Below are 24,275 nucleotides of genomic sequence, written 5' to 3' on the forward strand. Positions count from 1 at the left end.
AGCGGCCGGCGCCTCGCTTTAAAGACGCCGGCCGCTGTTTTGAAAATTGATTCTCACGTTTGGTTTATTTCAGATCCTTAAACCATTCGGGATGCTCTTTCATAGTCCGGTTGATAAACGTGAGGTCGAAATATTTCTTCGGGTCATAGGGGCGCTTCATCTTCTTTTGTGCGATGAGCTGCTTCACCGAGAACTTGAAGGCCTTGAAGGTGTTTTCCCCGAGACGAGGATCGTAGGTCCAATACTTAAGGGTGCGCTTGAAGAGCTTGGGCGAGACGCCGCGGACATAGCGGACGCCTATTTTTACTACCTCATCCGCATTCTTGGGATCGCGTACCCAAGCGGCCGCCTCGGCCATGCCGTTTACAAACGCCTGCGTTACTTTTTTATCGCGATAGACAGTGTCGGGATCGCCGTGCATGCCAGCGCAGAAACAAACGTGGTCGCCGCCGCGCGAGACGAGCTTGGCGCCCTTCACTTTGTCGAGCATACGGGTGAGATATGGCTCCCAGGCCACCATGGCGTCAACGCCGCCCGAGTCGAAAAGTGAAACGATGCTGGGGGGGCGCACATTGATCCGGCGATAGTTTGATTTGTTGATGCCGCTCTTGCTCAAAACCGTCCGAAGGTAAAGGTCGCCAGTGGAGCCAAAGGTGGCGCCCACTTTTCTGCCCTTCAGATCGGCGATGGAACTGATGCCCGTGCCCGGGCGCACGGCAATTCCGACCATGGCGTCCGTGGTCGGTTTTGAGTATGAGGCGCCCACATAGCCAACGACGCCGCGTACTTTGATGCCGCGTTCAAGGGCGGCGGGAAGGTTCGTGAACGCCGCCGGGGCAAAGTCAATCTGACCAGCTTTGAGGGACTTGGTGAGCTGGGCGCCGGTGTTGCGGACGGCGGCTTTCGCGTCGATGCCGTGTTTGGCGAAGATGCCCCGGTCCACGCCCGCAAAGACGATCATTCCGCCGTTGTTGCTGGCGGCGCCGAGGTTGAGCTTGGGAGCGGCCATGGCCGTACCCGCCGCCATGAATATTGCTGCCATGGCGAAAGCGATGGAAGTTCGTGCTGTTTTCATCTGATTCGTCTCCTCCAGGATGCAATATCCTGGTTCTAGTGGGCCAAAATATCATTCCGCACTTCGGCGCCCAGGTAATCGAAAACTGCCCTGCGTAGATGTTAATTAAGGTGCGCTAGTATAAAGGAAGAAGGGCCCCGATTTCAAGATTTTCTCTCGGGGAGCCGTATCCGAAAGCACTACACCGTGCTGTGTCCAACAACCTAATTTTCAGATTATTCATTTCACAAAGGGAATTAGAATTTTTGGCGCAGATGGGCTATTAATTCGCGATGCGAATGGCGCCTTTGGATAGGGGTGAAATTTTCATTTATCTTCGTAAGTAAAATAAAAACAATGCTGTATTATGAAGGTTCTTCGATAGGAGTCCCTATTCCAGCTTCTCGATGGGCATGCCTTCTCGGTTTCCCCACTCACTCCAGGATGACATATAGTTACGCACCTTTTGGTAACCAAGGAGACGTAGTGCCAAGTAGCCGTGCGCCGCACGGTAGCCGGTCTGTCAGTAGGCCGTGACTTGCTTTTCGGGTGTTATGCCGATTGCCTCGAACTGCCGTCGAAGCTCATCGGCAGGCTTCATCTCACCCTCGGGGGTCAGGTGCTGGGTCCATTCCTGCCATGTCGCGCCGGGAATGGCGCCCCCTCGTTTGGCTCGCGCTGTGGTGCCTTGCCATTCGCCCTCGGTCCGCGTGTCGAGGAGTATGTGGTTGTCGTCGTCGATGGCGGCGAGCACATCCTTGTGGGTGGCGATTCGATCAAGCTCTAGCTTGAAGTTGAAGGCCGCAGGCGATGGTGTCTCGGCGTCTTGTGTTGTTTCAAGGCCGGCGCGTGTCCAGGCGTCGAGCCCACCGTCGAGAACATGGACATCTTTATGTCCGAAAAGCTCAAGAAACCAGAACCCGCGTACACAGGTGTTGCCCGTCGTATCGTCGTAGAAAACAATCGTGTCCTCAAACGCTACCCCGCGCTGGCCAAGAAGTGAGGCCCACATTCTCATAAATGACATGAGTGGCGCCTCGTCCGAGTCATCGCAGTTGATGCCGTAGACGTTAAAGTGCCTCGCGTTCGGGATATGTCCCATCGCGAATTTCTCGCCGGGCCGGGTGTCAATTATCCGCAAGTTTGGATCGCCCATCCGCTCTTTGAGTTGTGCAGGGGTCCAGAGTAAATCGGGATTTTCGTAGCCTTTGGGGTTATCTGTGCTCATCTTTAAATTCTCCTTGGTATGGTTAGTCAGTCCAGAATCCGCCGTTTACGTCCAGCGCCTCGCCGTTTATATGGCCCGCCTCCTCGCTTGCCAGGAACATCACCGCCGGCCATACGTCCTCGGGGACGGTGAGGCGCCCAAGGGGATGCGCCTTGGTTGCATTGGATAGCATCTCGGGTGGCGACTCGAAGTGAAGGCCCGTGTCTGCCGGGCCGGGAAGAACACAATTCACCGTGATGCCGGTCTTGGCGAGCTCGCGTGCAAGGTTGAAAGTAATCGCGAGCAGGCCCGCCTTCGCCGCCGAATAATGGATGTTGGGGCCGATGCCGCCCATCTTTCCGGCGATGGAGGAGAAGCTGATGATCCGTCCCGAGGGCGAGGCCTTGAGCGCCTCGATAGTCTCCTGGATAGCGAAGTAAGGAGCCAGAAGGTTCACCCCGAGAACATCTGACCAGTCTTTTTCGGTAAGGCCGAGTGTCTCACGGATGGGCATGTAACCCGCCACGTTGAGCAGCACGTCGCAGCCGCCAAGCCATTCAAGGGCGCCGCGCATCGTCTGGCGAATGTCATCAACATCGGTCAAATCGCAGCCCGCTTTTTTTAGTTGATCGGCAGACCCGCTTAAGGCATCGAGGCGCTCTCCCGGGCGATCGGTGGCGAACACGCGGGCTCCGGCGCCGAGAAATCCTTCGAGAATCCGGCTGCCGATGTCTCCAGCGGCCCCGGTGAGGATTACCTTGCGCCCGGTGAATTCAAATCGAATGGGCATATGTGCGGCTCCTTATATACGAGAAATCATGTGATGGATATTTAGTATGAATATAGCCTTAACACGCCCCACCTCTGGGCTCAATCGATAGATACTTCAGGGGGGCGGGATGCGCCTAACCTGATTATATAAGTCTTGTTTCGTCTCGCCCTCATTGCTAGACTTCCTGAAAGATAATTTCGCCTGTTTATCCGTTGGTCCTTGAGCCGTGCGGATGGGAGAGCCATGCCAGAGCTAGCTTACATTGGAAAAAGCGTTCCCCGTGTGGACGCCCCCGAGAAAGTGACTGGCCGCGCCGTCTATACGCTCGACCTTCAGCTCCCAAAGATGCTCTATGGCAAGCTCAAGGCTAGCGAAATGCCCCACGCCCTGATTAAAAATATCGACACGAGCCGGGCCGAGGCGCTTGCTGGCGTTAGGCTCGTCCTCACGGGCGAGGATATGCCCGATGATCTCAAGTGGGGCGTCATGCCCGTGTGCTACGACCAGGTGCCGCTGGCACGGGGCAAGGTGCGCTTTATCGGCGAATCGGTGGCGGCCGTCGTGGCGACGAGCGAGGAGGTTGCCAAGGATGCGCTCGACCTCATTGAGGTTGAATACGAGGACCTGCCTGCCGTCTTCGATCCGTTTGAAGCGATGCAGGAGGGGGCGCCCGTTATTCACGAGGCAAAACCGGATAACATTGCTTTCACCAAGCACATGGAATTTGGTGAAGTTGATAAGGCCTTCAAGGAGGCGGCGCACGTCAGCGAGATATCCACTTCTTCCTCGCGTCAGGCGCATTGCTGTTTTGAGACGCATGTTTCCATTGCCGAATGGTCGGCGAGCGGAAATCTGACAGTCTATAACTCATCGCAGTGCCCGAGCCTTTCTCATCAATATTTCTCAAAACTCCTACACATCCCCGAATCGAAGGTGAGGGTAATCACCAACTTCGTTGGCGGCGGTTTCGGTGGCAAGGCTACGAGCAAGTTCAACATTGACTTTCTCTCCATCATTGCGGCGAAGAAACTTGGTTGTCCGGTGAAATTTTATTACGACAGAGAAGAGGAGTTCATCCTCTCGACCTTTCGATCGAGCCAGCACCACATCATCCGCATGGCGACGGACGCGGACGGTATGCTGCTCGCCCGCGAAATGCGGATGACAGTGGACAATGGCGCATACTCGGACTATGGCCCGATTGTCGGCGCCATCACCGCGCATATGGGGGGGAGCCTCTATAATTTCAAGGCCTACCGTCACCATGCCAATGTTGTCTATACGAATGCCTCCTATGGCGGCGCCATGCGCGGTGTGGGCAACGGCGGATACTCGTTTGGAACCGAGTTGGCGATGGACCACCACGCGAAAGAAATCGGCATGGACCCGGCTGAATTTCGCCTCAAGAATTTTGTCCAGAAAGGTGACACCACCATTATTGGTGCGAAGATCACCAGCTGCGGCATGAGCCAATGCGTCACCGAGGCAATTAAGCGTGTTCCTTGGAAGGAAGAGCGGCCCAAGAATGACAGCAAGTGCACGGGCTACGGCCTGAGCGCGGCAGTCCATTTTACCGGGGCTCGAGCGATGGGCCCCGAGACGGCGGGCGCGTTCATCAAGGTGAATAAGGACGGCACCGTCGAAGTGCTCTCGGGCACCATCGAGATGGGCAACGGCACGAACACAGCGCTATCACAGATTTGCGCCGAGGCGCTGGGTGTCCGAGTCGAGGACGTGCGGATTCTCAACGGAGACACAGCAGTAAACCCCTATGGCTGGGGCGTAAGGGGCTCTCGAACCACCACCATCGACGGACAAGCAACCCGCCTTGCGGCCCTTGAGGCGAGGGATATGCTCTTTCGAGGCGCCGCCCAGCTTTTAGAGTGCGACACCAACGACCTCGATGCCCGTGAGGGCCGGATATTCGTCAAAAGCGCACCCGATAACTCTGTCTCGCACACAGAGGCCTACATGAAGATTTACGACAAGCAGGGCAGCGAGGCTGTTTACACTTCTGCGAGCTACGATTCGCCGAGTGAGGACCCCGACCCCGTTACGGGCTACGGCAACTGGTCGGCGGCCTACGCCTTTGGCGCCAAGCTGGCCATCGTCGAGGTGGACACCGAAACCGGAAATATCGATGTTAAGAAAATAATTTGCGCCAACGATGTGGGCACGGTGGTGAACCCGGCTGGGGCTATGGGCCAGATCGAGGGCGGCGCGCTCATGGGCGTTGGGTATGCGCTGACCGAGGACTATCAAATTGAAAATGGCCAGCCCGTGAACCCTAGTTGGCTCGATTACAAGCTACCCACGACCCAGGATGTTCCCGAACTCGAAACGATTCTCATCGAGACGGAGAACCCGACTGGCCCGTATGGGGCCAAAGGACTTGGGGAAATGGCTCAGCTCGGCACCTCGGCGGCCATTGCTAATGCGGTATATGATGCTGTGGGCGTTCGAATTAAGAGCCTTCCCATCACACCCGAGAAGGTTTTGACTGCTCTCAAGGAAAAAGAATCTGCGGCCTCCTAATCGGCCCTGTTAAACATTTCTAAGAGGTTGTTTCGTGGCGTTTACATATGTTCCAGTGAAATCCGTTGACGAGGCCCTTGCCGCGATGCGTAAGTATGGGGATGAGGGAAAGATTTATGCTGGCGGCATCGCGCTTTCAATACTGATGAAGTCCCGGGTATATGAGCCCGAAGCGCTTATCGACATATCGGGTGTTGAGGAGCTTGTATATGTCGAGGAGAGTTCCTCTGGCGGGATTCGCATCGGTGCGCGAACACCGCACCGCGATATCGAAACCTCTGCGCTGATTCAAGATAAAATGCCGCTTTTGGCCGAGGTGTTCCACAATGTTGCCACCATCCGAATACGAAATGTGGGTACCATTGGCGGCAATATCATTTTCGCTGAGCCTGCCTCGGACCCGCCCGCCGCGCTTCTCGTGCTTGAGGCGAAGATGATGGTCAAAAAAGTAGATGGCCGCTCGCGGACAATTCCAGCCAATCAGTTCTGGACAGACTACTACGAGACGGCTCTTGGTGAGGATGAATTGCTCACCGGAATTGAAATTGACCCATTGCCCCTCGGATTTCGCACTGGATTTACGCGGTTCACCACGCGCTCGAAAGAAGATAAGCCCTGTATCTCGATTTCGGCGGCTGTCCTCACCGAGGAGGATGGTAAAACGTGCCGGGAGATCCGGATCGGCCTGGGCGGCGTCGAGCCTGTGTTCAGGAGATTGACCGCTGTGGAAGAGGGGCTTAAAGGCAAAGAGCTTTCTCGTCCCGCGATCAACGAAGTGCTCGCCTCGACTCTTGATGATTTGGAGCCGTTGAGCGATATCCGGGCCAGCGAGGACTACCGCCGTCAGGTGACGCCCGTATTTATACGTCGAACCATCGAGCAAGCGATTCAGCCCGCAGATTAACCAGCTTCGATCTCCTTAAGGTTATCCCGCTCTAGCGCTCCCAGGGCGCTCGCTATCTTCTGGGCTATCCGGACGCGACTCTCCTTGCCGCCGGTGCCCATAGGCTCAATTAACTCTCCTGCGTGGATGACTAGCCGGGTGTCGTTTGTTAAACCATCCGGCCAGGTGAAGAGTGTGTTCGCCCCCGAGAGGTAGACGGGAAGGACCTGCGCGCTGGTCATTGCGGCGATCAAACCCACGCCCTCCTTGAATCCTTGTTCTCCCAAAGAATTCACGATCCCCCCTTCGGGGAAAATGACCAGGGCATCTCCCTTGCGGAGAATTTGCACGGCGGTTCGGAATGTTGAATTGCGTGTTTTTTCCCGGTCCACCGGAAATGCGCCTAGCTTCGTGATGAGGCGGGCAAAAAGCGGATTGGAAAAAAGCTCTCTCTTGCTCATGGCTGAGAAGGGTCGGGAGATAAAGCCGCCCAAAATGAGCGGGTCAAGGTAGCTTCGGTGGGTCGAGGCGATGATGAGCGGTCCCTTGGCGGGTATTTGATCTAGGCCGCGCACACTCACCTCGCCAAAGGCCATCTGAAAATAACCGCGAAACATCGCCTTGAGCCATGGCGGCTGCCAATTAGGCGGGAGTTTCTCTGGCGCTCCTTGCATCATATCGCCTAGTCGTGGGCGGGCTATTCGTAGAGCTCGGCCAGCTCTACTTTGCGATCTTCACGAGACGAGAGGGTGATGCCCTCGACAACGGCGGCGGCACGAAGACCGGCATGGCCATCCACCTCGGGCGCGCGTCCCTCTTTGATGGCAGCGGCGAAATCGGCTAGCTCGTCCACCACGTTTATTGAAGTGGGGTCGCCCTCGACCTGCCAGTCGCGCACCTCGGGTTTGTCAGCGCCTTTGCGCTGGACCGTGAGGCGTCTGCCCTCGTCCTCGGCGCAAGCGTTTGCGTCTGTCCCGAAGATTTGAATGTAATACACCTTGGGGGTGAGCATATTGGAGCCGAGGTAGCCGTGGGCGCCCGATTCGAATTCAAGGAGTGCGGCCGTCACATCGTCGAGATTTGTCTGCGAGCTCATAGAGCGGCTTGAGGCGAACACGCTTTTCACGGGGCCAAGCAGATACTGGAGATTGTCGGCGTGGTGAATGCCGAGACCAGTCATGGAGCCAGATGGGCTCTCGTCTGCACCGGCGCGCCAGCTTGCGGCGTCTAGTTTTTCGGCAAAACCGTAGGAAAAATTGGCCTCGGCCTGTATGGCCTGGCCCATTTTGCCAGAGTCGATCAATTGCTTTAGCTGGCGATGGGCGGGCTGATAGCGCCGCTGATGGCCAACACCGAGGCGCACACCAGCCTTCTCGCAGGCGGCAATGGCGCGTTGCCCCTCGGGTACACTCAACACGAAGGGTTTTTCGACAAAAACATGTTTTCCTGCCGAGGCCGCCTCCTCAACCATCTGGGCATGAAGCGAATGCGGGGTGGCGAGAATGACGGCATCAACCTCATTGTCCTTGAGGACATCCTCCCAGCTTTCAACCGGTCGGCATCCGTGCTCGCTTGCAAACGCCTCGCGGGTTTCTCTTGTTCTTGCGAAACCAGCCGTCACTTCTATTCCTTCTGCCTTTTTAGCCGCGCGGGCAAATTCACCGCCCCACCAGCCAAGGCCGACAAGACAGGCACGCACGCTACTTTCGTTATTCATTGTTCGACTTCCTCCACACCCGAAGGGTGATTTGCTGATGTCTAAAGATTCTACCTTTTTTGGCAGAATTTTTCTCCCCGGCTTACCCACGCCCGATTAGGGTGATGCTTGTTAAGTCTCAGGCGTGTGAATTGTCGTCATGGCGAACTCTTGCCAGCGTCTTGCCGAATGCTTTCATTACATCCTCTGCGGTTATGATGCCGAGCAGACGCGTCGGATCGGCACGGCTTACGACGGGGAGGCGGGATATCTGTCTGTCCCCTAGTTTGGCCATCACCGAGTCGAGCGATTGATCCGGATGAGCGTGAAGGATGTAGCTCGTCGTCGCTGCCTCTATAATGGGCTCTTCATCCTTGCCCTGTGCATGAGCCTGGCGAAGGTCTGCCTCGCTAATAATTCCAACCATGTGACCGTCGTCGTTAACAACGGGGAAGCCGGTAAAAGTGAAATTTTCGGCCTGATCGAGGGCGTCCTTCACCGGCATCCGGGCCCAAAGGGTTGAGACGTCCGAGATCATGGCGTCAACCACATGGATTTCGTGAAGTAAGTGTTCCGTCTCATGGTTTGGCAGCTGGACGCCGTCTTGGCTTGAGAGGGCGCTGTAAATCGGCTCGGGTTCCCAGTACCTGGACAGTACAAAGGAAACCGAATTTGCGACCATGAGGGCGAGAATGATGTTGTAGTCCTGGGTTAATTCAAAAATCATGATGACCGATGTCATGGGGGTGCGGACGATTGCCGCAAAGGCCGCGCCCATTCCGACAAGGGCATAGCTGCCAGGGCCGATAATTAATTCTGGAAACAGAAAGTCCGTAATGGTGGCGACGGCGCCGCCTGCCATTGCGCCCATAAAAAGTGTAGGTGCAAAAATTCCGCCCGATGAGCCCGTTCCGTAGGAGATGATGGTCGCAACAAGCTTGAGCACTAGCAGGACGAGAAAGAACCAGATTGAGTAGCCCTCGGTGAGGGCTTTGGTAACCCAAGGGTAGCCCACGGCAAAGATATGGGGAACCCAGATGCCGATAATGCCGATGGCCAGCCCGCCCAAGGCCGTGATGAGCACGGCTTTTACGGCCGAAAGATGGAGGCACCTACCTCGCAGGGTGAGAAGGCCGCGCTTGAAAATCACACTGATTCCCGCGCATACCACCCCGACAATGGCGTAGGGGATGAGCTCCAGGTAGGAGTTCAGGGAGTAGGGCGGAATCAAGAAGGCCGGATTATTCCCAAGTATGGCGCGAGTGACAATTGAGGCCGCGATGGATGCCGCCACGATGGAGCCCAGGACTCGGGCGTTGAGATCGCCGACCAACTCCTCGAGCGTAAAAGTAACCGCCGAGATGGGGGTGTTGAAAGCGGCTGCGAGGCCCGCAGCCGCTCCGACCGGGACAAGAGATTGAATACTCGTGCGGCCTAACGAGAAAATTTGGCCAAACCAGCTTGCTATGCCCGCGCATATCTGAATCGTTGGTCCCTCACGGCCGAGACTTGATCCGGTTCCAATGTTGAGGACGCCGATCACAAATTTGCCTATCCAGACTCTCGCTGGAATCACACCATTATGAACGATGTAGGCGATGGTCGTTTGCGGGATTCCGCTTCCCCGCGCCTCGGGTATCAGGCGGAGCAAAAGGGCTGCGGCCAGAGCCCCACCGGCGGGAATGAGGGGGATGAGGTACCAAGGCCTCAGGACGGCGGATATGTCCGAGGTGCCGAAAAAGAATTTATGCGCGATGCCGAGCGAGAGATGAAAGGCGACGGCTGCGAGGCCCGCTACGATCCCAACGACGATCGTCAAGGAGAAGAAAATCGTCTCTTCGTTGACATTGAAATGGTGGATCCACTCAAGGAGCCTGAGCTTAAAACTTTTATTTTCCATTTTCGTGCCTTAAAAATCGATTAGGGGTTCGTGGTGAGTGATGAATCAATTTACTCACGCATCTGGGGTGGAGCAGGCGCGTATTTTGAGGGGTCGTGTCCTTCTTGTCTCAGTCGCTCGGCGAACCATTCTGGATCAATGGCATTCGTCTCATGATCTAGGAGCGCCATCTCACAAAAAATTTCGATGCGATGGCCGTCAGGGTCGCAAAAATAAAAGGCGCGGTTCTCGCCCCAGGTGCCGTCTCCCTCGGGGTGGGTCGGGCTGTGAACGACGGGGCCACGGACGATATTGATGTTGTTCTCAAGAATCCAATCCTTCCAGGCTTCGTATTCCTTGCGACCAGGAACCATAAGGGCAAAATGGTGATAACCCAAATCGGCGACCGGGCCCTGATCCTCTGTGCGCAAATGGGACATGTCTCCGGCATCCTTGGGGAAGGAGATAAGATTCAGATCATGATGAAGGGTCGAGCACCTGAGGAAACACAAGCCGACAGGAAATATCGGATGCTCGCCAGGTGCATATTTTTCTGAAATTTTGAATCCGAGGATTTCGGTGTAAAATTTGATGGAATCATCCAGGTTCGCGACTTTGAGGGCGACGTGCTGTACGCCTTCGAACGAGTAACTGGGGCGTGGCATGAAATGTATTCTCCCCTGAGAGTGTTCGGTTCGGGGCAAATTGCCGCCGATGGGACGAGATAACGATATTAGCGCATTCCAGAGGGGAGAGGGAACTGCTATGGGCAGTCAGGAAGGAAACGGGGGCGTCGAGGGAGCTCTCATACACATTTTGGGGATATTGTTCTCGATACCAAGGGTATGGGAATAATTGTTCTTTGCTTTACCGCCTCTGCCTCGCCGGGCTAGAGTGGCATCATCTTGAATCGATTTTCATTTAATCAGTCTGTGAAAGGAGTGAAATCCCATGGGCATTAAGGTGGGTGTGGTTGGATTGGGAGTAATGGGTGGCGCCTTTGCCGGGCACCTTTTAGACGCTGGCTTCGAGGTGGCTGGGTATGATCCCGAAGACGCGATGTACAAAAAATTTAAGGGAAAGGCCCTTCGGCGGGCGGCCTCGCCTGCCGATGTGGCCAAGGAGGCGCAGCTAATTATGACTTCCCTACCTAATTACGGTGTGGTGGAGAAGGCGGTGTGCGGGCCGGACGGAGTTTTCGAGGGGGCCTTGGCGGGCGCGATTATAGCGGATATGAGCACGGTTCCGCCTAAATTCTCACGCACGATGGCAGGGCACGCCGAGGAGAAGGGCATGAACTGGCTCGATTCACCCGTGAGCGGGGTCGGCAAGCAAGCGGCGGTGAAGGATCTGGTTGTCATGAGTTCGGGTCCCAAGGCCGCTTTCGAGCTGGCGAGGCCTGCCTTTGATGCCATCGGCAAGAAGACGATTTTTGTGGGGGAGGAAAACGGCCACGCAGCGCAACTCAAGCTGGTGGTGAACCTGGTTCTATTCATCAACATGGCCGGGGCTGCAGAGGGGATGACTTTGGGGCTCAAGGCGGGTATTTCTCCCGATGTCATGCTTGAGACGCTTTGCGCGGGCGCAGCCGGCTCTAATGTCCTCGATGTACGAGGCAAAGACATGCTTGCCGATAATTATCCGCCCTCGGGGCCGATATGGATCGTTTTAAAGGATCTTGAATGTGCGATTCAGTCGGCCAAGGATATGGACGTGCCTGTGCCGCTGGGAGGGCTTCTTGAGCAATTCTATATGGCTCAGAGGAGCAAGGGGCGACAGGACGAGGATGGTAGCTCGATTTTTAGAATCTATAAAGAACTGGCCAACCTCGGCTAAGCTCTAAGAGCGGGAGGCGGACAAGTGCTCGATGAAGTGTTGCGCCCCCCACTTTGCCAAGTCTATTTGAAAATGGCGCTGAGCTTTTCCTCGAAAACTTGTGGCGTGAAGGGTTTGACGATGTAGTTAGAAGCTCCTGCTTGAATGGCCTGGATAATATTTTCCTTGAGCGCCTCGGCCGTTACCATCAAGAACGGGGTGGTTTTCGTGTTTTCGTCCGCCCGAACAGCCTTGAGGAATTCAAGACCCGTCATGATGGGCATGTTCCAATCCGAGACTATCAGGCCGAATTCTCCAGCTTTAGCCATCCGGAAGCCTTCGTCGCCATTTTCGGCTTCGGATACATTGTCAATGCCCATCTGGCGGAGCATGTTACGCACCACTTTTCTCATTGTTGCAAAGTCGTCAACTACGAGAACTTTTATCTTAGGGTCCAAAACGTGCCTCCGGTTCCAGTTTAGCCTAGTGATAGATAAACCTAGGCTTTAGATCAAGAATATCACATGGCTATTTGATTACATTTGGCCGGATTCGTCAAACCCTTTCGAATAGGAGATTGTTTGTAGATTGTAATTTTTTTGTTAGAAAAAAAATACGGAGAATATTCAGTAGTTCCTTGGTGTTTGTTTGGGGCGATGCAGGCTTGTATCGAAAAGCACATAATAAAGCAAATGTTGTGAATTCGATTGTCTCATTGAAGGCGAAATATAGCGTTTGGTAAGGCAGTAAGTTTTTGATACGAACGAGGTTTGGCGGTTTTCGTAGTTCGAGCAGAAAAAGATTTGGTTGTTAAGATCAGGTAAATGGTAAAGTTGAATTTTTTAAATAAACCTTTGAATTAGGTGGAAATTCTCTCCGTTGAATTTTTCTGCTGTCGTGTGTTTGTACTTTGGTGTTAAGAACCTATGTGTTATATCTTGGGATGTTCTTACAGAAGTGTGATCTTTAAGAGATCGTTTTTTTTGTTATGTTTTGTCTGCGGGGGGAACGATGAAAGCTGAGTTTTTGAATCCTTTTCTTCAGGCGACGGTTAATGTGCTGAGCACCATGGCCATGCTTTCGCCGAAACCGGGTAAGCCCCAAATTAAAGAAACGGATGTCGCCGTTGGAGACATCACTGGAATCATCGGTCTGACGGGGTATTCGGAGGGGTCGCTGGCTGTAAGTTTTTCCGAATCATGTGCGCTAAAGATCGTAGAAAATATGATTGGCGAGCAATTTTCGGAAATGAACGAGGATGTAGCAGATGCTGTTGGCGAGTTGACGAATATGATTTCGGGCGACGCGCGATCCCAGCTTCAGAAACTGGGCTTTGATTTTACTGCGGCCATTCCCACTGTCGTGCGGGGAAAGGACCATACAATAAGACACGTTTCCGCATCTGGCACTACCTTGATGATTCCTTTCAGTACGGAGCATGGAAATTTCTATATCGAGGCCTCTTTTGCCTCTTGAGGAAACGCGTAGCAGCTATTAACGGTTTTCCGCATTTTCGATAGTGGTTGAGTGTTAGTTGGCTGAGTTTCGGATGACCTGCTTGAGCTCGTTGTTGTCAAGCGTTTGGAGTTGCTCGAATGTAATGAGCAGTGTGGTTTCTGGATCTCCTCTGTCGCCCCACCACAGGCGAAAGCTGTCCTCGATGTAGGTAAATCGAATATCTTTGTCGATACCGGGTATTTTTTCCGTAACTAGTTGGCTTATTCGCTCGGCCATCTCTCTTCCGAGTTGCCGCCTCTTGCTCAAATCATTCAATGAATTTTCTCCTCGCTAATGCCGGTGCCAATTTCTATTTCACCTGTTTCCGGGTCCTCAGCGTAGAGCCGCTCCCGGTTGTTTGTCAAGAATTGAGGTTCTAATTTACAACTTGGGACGTCGTACTGAAGAGGTGTTATTAAAGGGATTTTAAAGCCTCGTTCAATTTGCGCTCCAACATATTTTTGTACATCAGGAAATGGTAGGTCTTTGCTCCCCGTGGGCAATTCTTTTTTCTGAAATCCAGGGGAAGGGAAAGGTCTGTAACGGGTATTGAAGTGATGTTGGGGTAGGAGTTCTTGAAATGTCTGGCTACGGCCTCAAATATTTTGGCCCCGTGCTTAAGGCTGGTGATTTTCTCATCGTCAACTTGAAAGACAAGGGCCCGTTTCCCTGTTTTAGTCTTCATTTCGGCGAACTTCACCTGGCCCGAGGCGGCTTTTCTGTTTTCAATGTCCTGTAGGTATTTCATGGTTTCGTCAACGACACTGTACTGGTTGGAGCCCGTGCCGGTGGCGTCAACATGACAAAAAGCCAGCTTAACGGTGGGCATTTTAGCTTTTGCCCGCCATGGTTCGGCCATGATTCTTGATGAGATGTTGCTTAGGAATGCGCCCAATTTAACCGAGTAGGTAGGCCAGCTGTCTTTGCCGATGCTGTGGCACATTGTTGAGCCCATCTCATCGGCAATATATACCCGTACGCGCGCGCCATCGTTGAGCATTATCACTTGGATTACGTTGAGCTCGAAGCTGACAACAATGGCCTGCTGAGCCAGAAGTTCTGTGGCCGAAGAGGCCACGCCAATCTCCGTGCGAATGAGTTGGCCGCTCTCTCTCTTGTGGAGAAATTCCTCGAAAGTGGTGTATTCCGAAGTGGTAGTTTCTTTTCCGTTCCACGAAGCGGTGATGACACCCTTGCCACCTTTAAATAAAAATGTACGTTGGGTGAGGGGGGGGAGTGGCGTGGCGTGGTAGAAAGTAGCCAAGCCTTGTAGCTGATTTTCAAAGTCGGTGAAAATTTTCCTTCCCGCTGCAACGCCAATCTTCCCGGATGGGACATAGACCTTCAGGGCGGGAATTTTTCCTTTCTCAGCGTAGGGTAGGCGGTCCAGGCAAAACCGAAGAGCGCCAAGATCATCAATTTTTTCCTTCGGACTCTCGGTGTAAATTTCGCCCCAAGATGTGCGATAGACGAGATCAATGCGATTTATAGCCTCCCCCTGGCTTGTGTCGCCCAAGTTGATGATCGCGTATAGCCTTCTGATTTGGGAGTCTTTTATCAGGTCCTCATTGGGCAAATGTCCCACATCGACGGGTGGAAAATAGTCACCTAAGGACTCAAGGATATCCTGGAGGTTCGCCGTGGTCAGCCTGGATGCCTTGGCTTGCAGGTTGACATGGCTGCGCCGATCCCAGACGCCATTGATGACCAGCCAAGCTAAAAGGTCGGGAAGGTTTCGGGTTTGACGCAGAAGCTGGCCGTCGAGTTTTTTGTTTTGAATGTCGGTTGCCGACACCGAGCCCCGGTAGACCTTCCAGATTCCCGATGTGCCGCCCCCGGCTGGAGATGTCATCGTGAAGGTGATTTGATTCTGGTGAAGGCTCTCTTCGAATGTTTTTGGGAGATAGTCAACCTTCCGCTCTTTTTTTGAGTAGAAAGTGAAAAGCTTTCGGCCCAAAACGGTCAGATCTGTTTCGTTAATCATTGCGTTCGATGTCGCACCAGCCTGAGAGAGCCGTTTGTAGGATTCAATAATGAAGTTGTTGACCTCGCTACCCAATTTCACGCTTCGGTCAAAAGACCATTCCTTGAATTTGTTGAGGTCGAGGAGATGTTCGTTATCCCAGTTCCATTGCTCGATGAGTTGAGCAAGCATATCTTTTTTTCGGTTTTTAGCTCGAAGTGGATCGTGGATTCCTGTGATAGTGTCGCCCGCCTTGAGGTAAAAACATTGCCTTAATATTTCCTGAAGGTCGCTTCGATTCATGCGCTTGTAGAACTCTAGGATACGGTTGAACATCAAGAGATATCCATCAAGGGAAAATCGTTCCGGATGCTCGTCGATTTGCTCTCCTTCTCCTAGTGAATCAAATTTATCGCGATTGCCTTCGGACTCAACTGCCATGTCAGTGATATTTTGCTTCAGGACGTCACAGAGAAGTGAGGAGTCCGATGTGGTGTCCATGTAATCTTCGATCAATCCCATTTTCATCGCTGATTTAAAGGGGCTTCCTAGCGCTTTGTTGAGTTGCCACAGGGCCGCTCCGAATGACTCTTCGACGGTAATATGCTGGGCATTACCAAGATCGATATATAGTTTGGGGTTGACGGCGTAGTGGGCCGTGGCGACCTCAACGTAGTGCGTGTATTCCTCATCAGTGATATGGGGAGGCATTACCGTCCATAGAGGGGGCATGCCTGCGAGAACGGTGTGAGTGCGGAAAAATTCTTCTTTTAAGAGTTTTCCAAGTGCCGAGCCTGCGCTCTCAGAATCGGATTCGCCGAACTTGTTGTTTCGAGCCTCATCGATGTCCGTGATAAAAAAGTGTGATTCGAAACGATTGGTTTTCTCCGTCCAATCTTCAATTTCTTCGAGTTTATGGGCTAGACCTTCGAGTTGTTTGGGTTTGAATTCGTGCTTTTTCACGCATACCCAAATATCGAAATCACTCTTCGAGGTTTGAGCGATGGTGGCGAGGCTCCCCATCGCAGCGAGCGTGTAGATAGGGGCTGTCCCCCTGGCCCGGGTGTTGAAGTCTCCAATGCTGACATTAGCCGCCGGAATCTCCCGTTCGATTCGCCTGGGTATGTCGTCATCGGGTTTGAAATCCAGAATACCGTCCGGGACACGTTCGGGATCTTCTATGTATCCTGGAATGCCGGGCAGATTCAAGTGGACGAGAGAGGGGAGGATCATAAGTATTTGTTTATCGAGATCGTTGAGTTTGGACGTTATCGTGGATATTTTTCGCTTGTTGTAGTCGACATAGGCACGTGCACGTATGGCAACCCCCCGAATCATTTCCTGCTCCTCTGGTGTGATTGGGGAGACGGATTCGGAGGTATCCGAGGTTGAACTGGTGCCAAGGAGATCGTCCCCGTAGTCCCAGTCGTCCTCGTTTTTTTTCTTACCGAAAAAATTCTTTAACGCCATTTGGGTTTGCTCGAAGTTGTGCTGCCCGCCCAGGGGCGGCAACTAAAATGTGTAGGTTTCCCCCTGAACCAGCATCTGAAGCCTGGGTTCATTCAAATCTTCAAGATCTTTGAGGATTTCATCGTGAAACCTTATTTTTTCATGATAGAGGTAAATGGGAATATCCGCAGGCATTTTTTTTACTTCCTCGTGGAGCGTCTCTGGCGTGAAGTGCTTTGCCACGTCGGCGATGCCTGACATGAAATTCGGAAACGACACTTCTGTGATTATAGCCCGAAGATCGTCAAGTTCTTTGCCTTTTTCCCATATTTTGCTGGTGGGCCCAGTGTCCCCTGAGTAGAGAACTGAGCCGGATTCATCCCTTAGTATATATCCAACAGCATTTACTGAATGATCGACCCGGTAGGCTGTGAAGTCGATTCCTGCAATTGATTTATATTCGCCCTCCTCGATAGAGACGAACTGGAGGATTGGGGTGTCGCCAACGGCTAGAGCTGTAAAGTCTGGCCATATGATATTGTTGAACAAATACTTATGGAGATCTTCTAGGACTGGCTTTAGGCTGACGATGGGGAGCGAAGAGTCCTTGGTGCCAAAAATATTGTCAGCGATAAATGGAATTTCTCCCACATGATCGAGATGTGTATGGGAAATGAGAATACCTTCTAGTTTCGATTGCTCGGCAACGGTTAAAGTGGAGGCACCGCTCCCTGCATCCACCAGGACGCGCTCATTGAAAAGAAATGAAGGTAGGTAGCAGCCAGGCTCACGACCACCATAGCTGCCAAGGACTCGAAGTTGAATGACTCATCCTCCACTGAAACATGCCTGCAAAGGGTGAATTGCTGGTAAGTCGTTATATTTCAAAACTTAGCACATCAATATATATAAGAAAAGAGAATCCTGTGGTTACGCAATTTGAATGCGAAAGTTAGATATTTTCCCAATGCCCGCTTTTGCTTCTTCTGCGGTGGCCGAAATCGTCCATCTGGCTAACGGATTGCCCTGAAAAGACGGGCCCATCCACACACACCCTGAGACCAGAGCAGGTGCATTGGCCACAGAGCCCGACGGCGCATTTCATGTATCGCTCGATGGCGTAGTAGGTTCGTTCATCTGGCAAAATGGAGCGACACGCCACCATCATCCGCTCTGGCCCACAAACCGCATATGAGTCTGCCTCAACGGGTAGAATATCTGTAATTAAACCTTTGTTTCCCAGCGAACCATCCTCGGTAACCACTTTGAGCGTGCCGATTTTTTTAAATTCCTCATAAAAAAGTATTTCATCTGCCGTCCTGCCGCCCAGAACAATGGTTGGTGATTCTGAACTGAGTGCCAGGAGACGCAATTCTGCGATGCCTACACCGCCTCCGATGAGAGCAGGCCTCTTGAGGGCAGGATAACCCTGCCCAAGTGGACCGCGCAGACCAATGGCGTCACCTGGACGCAGTGAAGTGAGTGCTTCGGTGAATTTTCCCGCTTTTTTTGCCGTTATGGCGTTGGGATAGGAAAGTGTGAAAGGTTTTTCGCCCAGTCGGGGGAGCCACACCATCATGAATTGCCCTGGCTGGCACGATACTTCGCCATCGAAAAAAAGTGTATTTGTCCACGCGCTCTCTGTCCGATTCTCGGTGATGTGAAATATTTTACGCACGTGCGGGCTCCCGCTCTTCATTGCGGTGGGCACCGCCAACCAGGCTAGAGAGCGGAGCGCCATCTAGGTAGGCCAGAACACCGCTCCATATCTCTTTTGTCAGAGTAGCTGCCTCGCTAGTGGATTTACCGAGGAAAGCTGTGCCGATACCAAAAATACAGGCTCCAGCCAGGGCATACTCGATCACGTCTCGCCAGGTTTCGATTCCGCCATATCCTATAATCGGGCACCCGAATCTAGCATAGCAGTCGTAGGTTAAGCGCAGGTTGACAGGTTTGAGGGCGGGGCCGCTGATGCCGCCCGTGGTCCCAGCAAGGATGGCTGCTCGGGTCTCAATGTCGAGGGCGAGGCCTGGGCCAAGTGTGTTGCCGCACCCCAGGCCGTCGGCGCCAGCATCCATACAGGCGGCCGCCACCTCTAAATAATCGCTATTGGGGGAGAGTTTCGCGATCACCGGCAACTCGGTTACTTGTCGAATCTTTTGAATCACCTCTCCCGACAATTCAGGTTTTTGACCGATGCTTTCCATAAGGGTTGCCTCTCCAGGCATTTTGTTTGGGCACCCTAGGTTTACCTCAATAACATCTGCAAAAGGGGTCATTCTCTGGGCCATCTTGGCGAAATCATCTGGGGTTCCGCCGTAGACAGAAACGATGAGTTTAGAGTGGCTAAGATTTGTCTCTCCAAGGTCGGCCTCCCAGTCGGAGGGGCTCTGGGTCGGAAGTGCAAGAGAATTTAGGACTGGCTGGGCACTCGTTTCGGGGCAGACCACTACGGGATTTTCATTTCCAGGTTTCTCATCGGGTCCGACGGATTTAGTGACGTATCCACCCAAGGCAGCGTCAGCTTTTTCGAATGCCAGGAAAACTTCTGGATAACTTAAAATTCCGCTCGCATTGATTAGCGGAGGATTTATTTCGGGAATGTTTTTCAATCCAATTTGCTCCGGTGGTGGAGAATTTAAGCTGTCTCTATATCCTGATTATCCCCTAAGCAGGGGTATAATTAACCTAAAATGCGGGAAAAGCAATTTTTACAGACATTTTCGTCAAAATGCTACATTTCTGGTAGGGTAGGAATGGATGGGATTAGTGTCCTTGTCCTTTTTTATTGCTCTATCTTCCCAAAAAACAGAGAATTGGTTAAAATTAAGGGCTTGGGTGTTGTTTTTTTGATATGTTGGTTTAGGTTTTTTCGTTTAATTTATTGATATGTAAATTGTTATGAATTATATCCGCTTTTGAACTAAGTCTGGCGGATGAAAGATGAGGGGAGCGACGTGGTTGCCGTACTTGTTGGGCTTTACCTGATATCAACTATTGCCCACCTCTATTACCTACTCAAAAAACATTTTGTGGTTTCTGCCTTGGGGATTGGTTCGCTCATCGGTGGTTTTCTTCTCCACACAGCCATGCTGGGTGTTTCATTTTCGAGTCCAGCCACCAGGGGCTGGGGAGTGTGGTTGAGCGCTCTTGCCTGGGTGATAGTATTCCTCTATCTGGGCGTGTTTTTTAGATACAAAGATATGACTCTTGGTGGCTTTGCTGTGCCATTTGGATTTGTCCTTGAGGGCTACGCTTCAGCGTTCCCGGGTGTTTGGGGAGCTGGTTCCACTGAGGTTCAGGGATACCTTCTCGTGGGTCATGCGGTGCTTGCTTTGTTGAGCGGTGCCTCATTCTTTTTTCTGTTCGGCTTCTCCTTAATGTTTGTTGCCCAATCTAGACAACTTAAATCCAAGCGCCCAAGCGCTTGGCTCCATCGTCTTCCCTCCCTTGGTGTGCTTGACGATCTTAACCACAAAATACTCTATTTCGGGTTTACATTTCTCACGGCGAGCATGCTGATTGGCTCCATGTGGGCCAAGGCCCGGCATGGGGCTTACTGGAGTCTTGATCCGATGAAAACTTGGCCCCTTGTACTTGTGTGGGGGGCGTACGGAGTTTTGTTGGTGTGTCGCTTAACGCGTAGTTGGAAAGGGCATCGCTCGGCCGTATTTTCGATGATTTCCTTTGTTGCGGTGATTTTGGCCATCGCTGTTCATATTTAAGTCAGGAGACCCTGAATCGTGTCGATAATCTTAGCGGGAGTTAGTCACCATACCACTCCGCTAGAGGTGCGCGAGCGTTTCTATTTTCCTGAGGGCGACATGCCAGAGTGGCTCGACCATATGTCGCGATTCCCATCGGTGAGCGAGCGCGTGATTTTATCGACCTGCAACCGGGTTGAGCTCTATGGTTGGGCCGAGAGCTATGAGCAGGGTGTTGATGCAATTTATGATTTTTTAAAGGAGTCGCGTGGCCTTCGGCAAGATGAACTTGTCGATCATCTCTACATTCAGCGTGACGAGGAGGCGACTCGACATCTTTTCCGTGTCGCATCGAGCCTTGAATCGATGGTTCTAGGTGAGCCGCAGATCCTTGGTCAGGTAAAAGAGGCCTACCGAGTTGCCCAGGAGGCGGGTCACGCCGGCAAGACGCTGACAGGTCTTTTCTCGCGGGCTTTCAGGGTGGCGAAAAAAGTTCGCGACCAAACAGCTCTTGGTAAAAAAGCGGTTTCCGTCAGTTCTGTAGCAGCTGAACTGGCGGGCCGAATCTTCGGAACGCTAGAGGATAAATCTGTTCTTCTTCTCGGGGCAGGTGAGATGGCTGAACTGGCGGCAAGGCATCTTGTAGGCCATGGCGCGAAAACGCTTCTCGTCGCAAATCGCACATATTCCAGGGCCGAGGCGCTAGCGGCCGATCTCGGTGGCAGTGCGGTGGACTTTAATAATCTTGCCGGCCAATTGGCTCGTGCTGATATTATTATTTCATCAACCGGTGCCCCTCACACAGTTGTTGATCCAAAGATGGTGACAACAGCGCTGGAAGTCAGGCGCGATGCCCCCATGTTCTTGATCGATATCGCTGTACCGCGTGACATTGATCCTGCCGTGGGTGATTTAGAAAATGCTTATCTTTACGATATCGACGATCTGCAATCGGTAGTGGCATCCAACATGAAAGGCCGGGAAGAGGAGGCCCTTCAAGCAAACTCCATCATCGAAAAGGAAGTTGAGTCATATGTGCGCCGTATTCAAATGGAGTCACTTTCTCAAACCTTCTCGGCTATCCGCATTGAGGCCGAGGCTCAGCGAGCAGGGGAAGTCTCAAAAACCCTTTCTCGTTTTCCGGATATGGGTGAGAAGGAGCATCAGGCCATTGAGGCCATGTCGCGTGCCATCGTGAATAAGTTACTTCATCGCCCATTTGATGTTTTGAAGAAAATGGCGGACGAGGAGATGGGTGACGATTCTTTGTCGATCGTTCAGCGCCTTTTTGGTGTGGAGCCCGAAGATGACGAGTCGGACTCTGAAAAGGATGGTGGTAAATGATAGAAAAGCTTCGCCTCGGTACTCGTGGAAGTGCTCTTGCACTCGCCCAATCGAGGCAAATGGCCGCTCGAATTAAGAATGAAAATCCAGGTCTTGAAGTAGAGGAGATTATCATCCGTACACGGGGAGATGAAATCCTCGATGCTGCACTTCATGAGGTTGGCGGTAAAGGATTGTTTGTCACGGAAATAGAAGAGCAGCTTCTCGATGGCCGAATTGATCTTGCCGTCCACAGCTTGAAGGATCTTCCTGGTGATCTTCCTGCCGGTTTGAAACTCGGAGCAGTTCCTGAGCGAGAGGAGCCTTGGGATGTGCTTGTCTCCCGTGGTGGCGAGTCTATACGTGGTCTGCCCCCTGGGAGCCGTGTTGGAACGAGTAGCCTTCGCCGCCAGGCGCAACTCAAGCGATATCGAAATGACCTTGATGTGGTCGATCTTAGGGGGAATGTCGATACCCGTCTTCGTAAGGTGTCCGAGGGTGAGGTTGCTGGAGCTATTCTTGCAGCGGCGGGTTTGAATCGGCTAGGGCATGGAGAGCGTGTGACTGAACGCCTCGCGCCCGAGTTGATGCTTCCCGCTGTCGGACAAGGTGCTCTTGGCCTTGAGGTGAGAGAGGGCGATTCGGGTACAATGGCGGCGCTTGCGGGGCTTGACCATGAGCCCACTCGCCAGGCAGTGGCAGCGGAGCGTAGTGTCATGGCGTATCTTGAAGGGGGGTGCCAGGTGCCACTAGCCGCATTCGCCGAATTCAGGGGCGATGTATTGCACCTAAGAGGTATTGTTGCGAGCCTTGATGGTCAACGAGTGATTCAAGCCGAACAAGAGTGTGCACCAGAGGAAGGTATTGTCGCGGGAGAGATGTTGGCTCGCCAGCTTTTAGAGTTGGGCGGAGGAAAAATTCTCCAGGAGATTCGGAATGTATGAGACCGGTGTTGTTTATTTGGCGGGTACCGGCATCGGTGATCCGTCCATGCTCACCGTTCGCTGTCTAGAAGTGCTGGAGCGTGCCGAAGTAATAATTTTCGAATCCAGTCTATCTGACGACATTCAGGAACTCTTCCCCGTTGGTTGTGAGCGCATCTCCCTTGAGCCAGGAGACGGCAGTGCGAGCAGCGTTCTTGTGGATCGCGCCGAGGAAGGCAAGTCAGTTGTGCGACTTTATTGGGGTGATCCCTATAATTGGGGGGGGAGCGTTGATGAGGCTAAGGCGTTGACCCGCGAAGGAATCCCTTTCGAGGTTGTTCCGGGAATGATGCCTCCTCTAGCCGCTGCCACTTTTGCAGGTATACCACTTAAAGCAAATTCGGAGGCTGGCGGGATCACCGTTTTAAGATATCCGCTGCTCGATGGTGTCCGTTTGCGAGATAGCGCTTGTTGTCAATTGGCGAGTGAGGGCGGCACCCTTGTCTTTATGACGAATTCTGATTCAATTGTTGGTCTTAGATCTGAACTGATTGCGGGAGGTGTTTCAGCCTCTGTTCCTGTTGCTATTGTTGAGGGGGGAGGTGCGCCCTCGCAGCGTGTGATCGAATCTGTTCTTGGGTCTGTGCCGGATGCCAGCGAAGTGGGTATTCCTGCAGCACCTTGTGTTGTCATAGTGGGGGAGGTGGCTCGTCTCCGGTGGGAACTCAACTGGTTTGAGGGAAGGCCTTTGCACGGGCGACGCATTCTAATTACTCGTCCGAGGGAGCAGGCGGATCGTTTCGCCCGAGTGCTGGACGAATTGGGGGTCGATTCGATTGTTGCACCGACGATTCGAATCATGCCCCCTGATGATTGGGGTCCTCTTGACGCTGCGATTAGCGAACTCGATTCTTATGATTGGGTGATTTTTACGAGTGCGAACGGTGTGCGATTCTTTGCAGAGCGACTTCTGTCGTCGGGTCTGGATTCGAGGTCGTTTGCAAAAGGTGTGAAGATCCTAGCCATAGGCCCCGCAACTGCACACGCGCTTGAGGATGTTCTCCGCCTCAAGGCGGATGGGGTTCCAGAAACCTATGTTGCGGAAGGAATTTTGGAGATGATGTCGAACGAGGCGCTTTCTGGTAAACGGGTGCTTATTCCTAGAGCGCTGGAGGCAAGGGAAATTTTGCCCGATACCCTCTCCGAGCGGGGTGCCGTGGTTAATGTGCCACCTGCCTACCAGACCCTTTTAGCAGATGTCTCTGATGTCGAGCGTATCCGTGAGGCAATTGCTTCGGGTCGAATTGAAATGGTGACGTTCACAAGTTCTTCAACTGTACGCAATTTTGCCGAAATGCTCGGTGAGGATTTTATCGAGGCATCGATGGGGCGTGTGTTGATCGCCTCTATCGGTCCAGTCACAAGCGAAACGGCTCGTGAGGTGGGGCTTGAGCCCCATGTCGAGGCCGAGGTTTCGACTATTCCGGGGTTGGCCCGTGCAATAGTGGATTTTTACCGATTCAATCCGTCTGTGGACTGGAGTAACCCCGCCCCCTGGGTGGGAATTCATTAGGA

General features: G+C 52.8%; 21 protein-coding genes. 8 read left to right on the plus strand and 13 right to left on the minus strand.

The window, feature by feature from the left end; genetic code table 11:
• Window positions 1–64 precede the first annotated feature (64 nt).
• The 3 genes from HOJ95_12325 to HOJ95_12335 all read right to left on the minus strand — a co-directional run bounded on the left by HOJ95_12325 (window position 65) and on the right by HOJ95_12335 (window position 3,051).
• Window positions 65–1,075 carry an ABC transporter substrate-binding protein gene (locus HOJ95_12325; protein MBT6395486.1) on the minus strand — a complete coding sequence of 337 codons (1,011 nt, stop codon included), beginning with the start codon at window positions 1,073–1,075 and terminating at the stop codon, window positions 65–67.
• Between the two features lie 502 nt (window positions 1,076–1,577).
• Entirely contained in the window at window positions 1,578–2,282 is a 705-nt protein-coding gene (locus HOJ95_12330) for a sulfurtransferase (protein MBT6395487.1), read from the minus strand.
• Window positions 2,283–2,304: 22 nt separating this feature from the next.
• A complete protein-coding gene (locus tag HOJ95_12335) occupies window positions 2,305–3,051 on the minus strand; it encodes an SDR family oxidoreductase (GenBank protein MBT6395488.1) in 747 nt (248 codons plus the stop codon).
• A gap of 225 nt (window positions 3,052–3,276) precedes the next feature.
• Between HOJ95_12335 and HOJ95_12340 the strand changes: the two genes are divergently transcribed.
• Together HOJ95_12340 and HOJ95_12345 are read left to right on the plus strand one after the other, a co-directional pair.
• Complete coding sequence (locus HOJ95_12340; protein MBT6395489.1) at window positions 3,277–5,568, plus strand: xanthine dehydrogenase family protein molybdopterin-binding subunit; 2,292 nt, start codon at window positions 3,277–3,279, stop codon at window positions 5,566–5,568.
• Window positions 5,569–5,602: 34 nt separating this feature from the next.
• Window positions 5,603–6,472 (plus strand): xanthine dehydrogenase family protein subunit M, encoded by an 870-nt coding sequence (locus HOJ95_12345; protein ID MBT6395490.1) that lies wholly within the window; start codon window positions 5,603–5,605, stop codon window positions 6,470–6,472.
• On the opposite strand, the gene HOJ95_12350 is transcribed toward HOJ95_12345, so the two are convergent.
• The 4 genes from HOJ95_12350 to HOJ95_12365 form a co-directional block, all read right to left on the minus strand.
• Window positions 6,469–7,128, minus strand: a complete 660-nt coding sequence (locus HOJ95_12350) for a 1-acyl-sn-glycerol-3-phosphate acyltransferase (protein MBT6395491.1) — start codon at window positions 7,126–7,128, stop codon at window positions 6,469–6,471. The two genes, HOJ95_12345 and HOJ95_12350, sit on opposite strands and share 4 nt — an antisense overlap.
• 20 nt (window positions 7,129–7,148) lie before the next feature.
• Window positions 7,149–8,168, minus strand: coding sequence for a Gfo/Idh/MocA family oxidoreductase (locus tag HOJ95_12355; GenBank protein MBT6395492.1), 1,020 nt, complete (start codon window positions 8,166–8,168; stop codon window positions 7,149–7,151).
• 118 nt (window positions 8,169–8,286) lie between these two features.
• Window positions 8,287–10,047 (minus strand): chloride channel protein, encoded by a 1,761-nt coding sequence (locus tag HOJ95_12360; GenBank protein ID MBT6395493.1) that lies wholly within the window; start codon window positions 10,045–10,047, stop codon window positions 8,287–8,289.
• Window positions 10,048–10,097: 50 nt separating this feature from the next.
• Window positions 10,098–10,691: a hypothetical protein gene (locus HOJ95_12365; GenBank protein ID MBT6395494.1), complete on the minus strand. Its 594-nt coding sequence runs from the start codon at window positions 10,689–10,691 to the stop codon at window positions 10,098–10,100.
• Between the two features lie 286 nt (window positions 10,692–10,977).
• On the opposite strand from HOJ95_12365, the gene HOJ95_12370 reads away from it, so the two are divergent.
• On the plus strand, window positions 10,978–11,862 hold the full coding sequence (locus HOJ95_12370; GenBank protein MBT6395495.1) for an NAD(P)-dependent oxidoreductase: 885 nt from the start codon (window positions 10,978–10,980) through the stop codon (window positions 11,860–11,862).
• Between the two features lie 62 nt (window positions 11,863–11,924).
• Here HOJ95_12370 and HOJ95_12375 read toward each other — a convergent pair whose 3' ends face one another.
• Complete coding sequence (locus tag HOJ95_12375; protein ID MBT6395496.1) at window positions 11,925–12,254, minus strand: response regulator; 330 nt, start codon at window positions 12,252–12,254, stop codon at window positions 11,925–11,927.
• 598 nt (window positions 12,255–12,852) lie between these two features.
• Here HOJ95_12375 and HOJ95_12380 point away from each other — a divergent pair.
• On the plus strand, window positions 12,853–13,317 hold the full coding sequence (locus tag HOJ95_12380; GenBank protein ID MBT6395497.1) for a chemotaxis protein CheX: 465 nt from the start codon (window positions 12,853–12,855) through the stop codon (window positions 13,315–13,317).
• Window positions 13,318–13,371: 54 nt separating this feature from the next.
• Here the strand turns inward: HOJ95_12380 and HOJ95_12385 are convergent, their stop codons facing one another.
• From HOJ95_12385 to HOJ95_12405, 5 genes are all read right to left on the minus strand, one after another.
• Window positions 13,372–13,614 (minus strand): hypothetical protein, encoded by a 243-nt coding sequence (locus HOJ95_12385; GenBank protein MBT6395498.1) that lies wholly within the window; start codon window positions 13,612–13,614, stop codon window positions 13,372–13,374.
• A 139-nt stretch (window positions 13,615–13,753) separates the two neighbouring features.
• Window positions 13,754–16,771 (minus strand): hypothetical protein, encoded by a 3,018-nt coding sequence (locus tag HOJ95_12390; protein ID MBT6395499.1) that lies wholly within the window; start codon window positions 16,769–16,771, stop codon window positions 13,754–13,756.
• 42 nt (window positions 16,772–16,813) lie between these two features.
• Complete coding sequence (locus tag HOJ95_12395) at window positions 16,814–17,491, minus strand: 3',5'-cyclic-nucleotide phosphodiesterase (GenBank protein MBT6395500.1); 678 nt, start codon at window positions 17,489–17,491, stop codon at window positions 16,814–16,816.
• Between the two features lie 211 nt (window positions 17,492–17,702).
• Window positions 17,703–18,428, minus strand: a complete 726-nt coding sequence (locus HOJ95_12400) for a dihydroorotate dehydrogenase electron transfer subunit (GenBank protein MBT6395501.1) — start codon at window positions 18,426–18,428, stop codon at window positions 17,703–17,705.
• Window positions 18,421–19,362 carry a dihydroorotate dehydrogenase gene (locus HOJ95_12405; protein ID MBT6395502.1) on the minus strand — a complete coding sequence of 314 codons (942 nt, stop codon included), beginning with the start codon at window positions 19,360–19,362 and terminating at the stop codon, window positions 18,421–18,423. The genes HOJ95_12400 and HOJ95_12405 overlap by 8 nt, the downstream gene beginning before the upstream one ends.
• 345 nt (window positions 19,363–19,707) lie before the next feature.
• Here HOJ95_12405 and ccsA point away from each other — a divergent pair, with 345 nt between their 5' ends.
• Genes ccsA through HOJ95_12425 form a run of 4 tightly spaced genes read left to right on the plus strand, consistent with a single transcriptional unit; the run spans window position 19,708 to window position 24,273 of the window.
• Window positions 19,708–20,475 (plus strand): cytochrome c biogenesis protein CcsA, encoded by a 768-nt coding sequence (gene ccsA, locus HOJ95_12410; GenBank protein ID MBT6395503.1) that lies wholly within the window; start codon window positions 19,708–19,710, stop codon window positions 20,473–20,475.
• Between the two features lie 18 nt (window positions 20,476–20,493).
• Complete coding sequence (locus HOJ95_12415) at window positions 20,494–21,798, plus strand: glutamyl-tRNA reductase (protein ID MBT6395504.1); 1,305 nt, start codon at window positions 20,494–20,496, stop codon at window positions 21,796–21,798.
• Window positions 21,795–22,721: a hydroxymethylbilane synthase gene (gene hemC, locus HOJ95_12420; protein MBT6395505.1), complete on the plus strand. Its 927-nt coding sequence runs from the start codon at window positions 21,795–21,797 to the stop codon at window positions 22,719–22,721. The genes HOJ95_12415 and hemC overlap by 4 nt, the downstream gene beginning before the upstream one ends.
• Entirely contained in the window at window positions 22,714–24,273 is a 1,560-nt protein-coding gene (locus tag HOJ95_12425; protein MBT6395506.1) for a HemD protein, read from the plus strand. The genes hemC and HOJ95_12425 overlap by 8 nt, the downstream gene beginning before the upstream one ends.
• Window positions 24,274–24,275: the final 2 nt, after the last annotated feature.

The sequence above is a fragment of the Nitrospinaceae bacterium genome, from assembly GCA_018669005.1.
In the GTDB taxonomy this organism is placed as follows: Bacteria; UBA8248; UBA8248; order UBA8248; family UBA8248; genus UBA8248.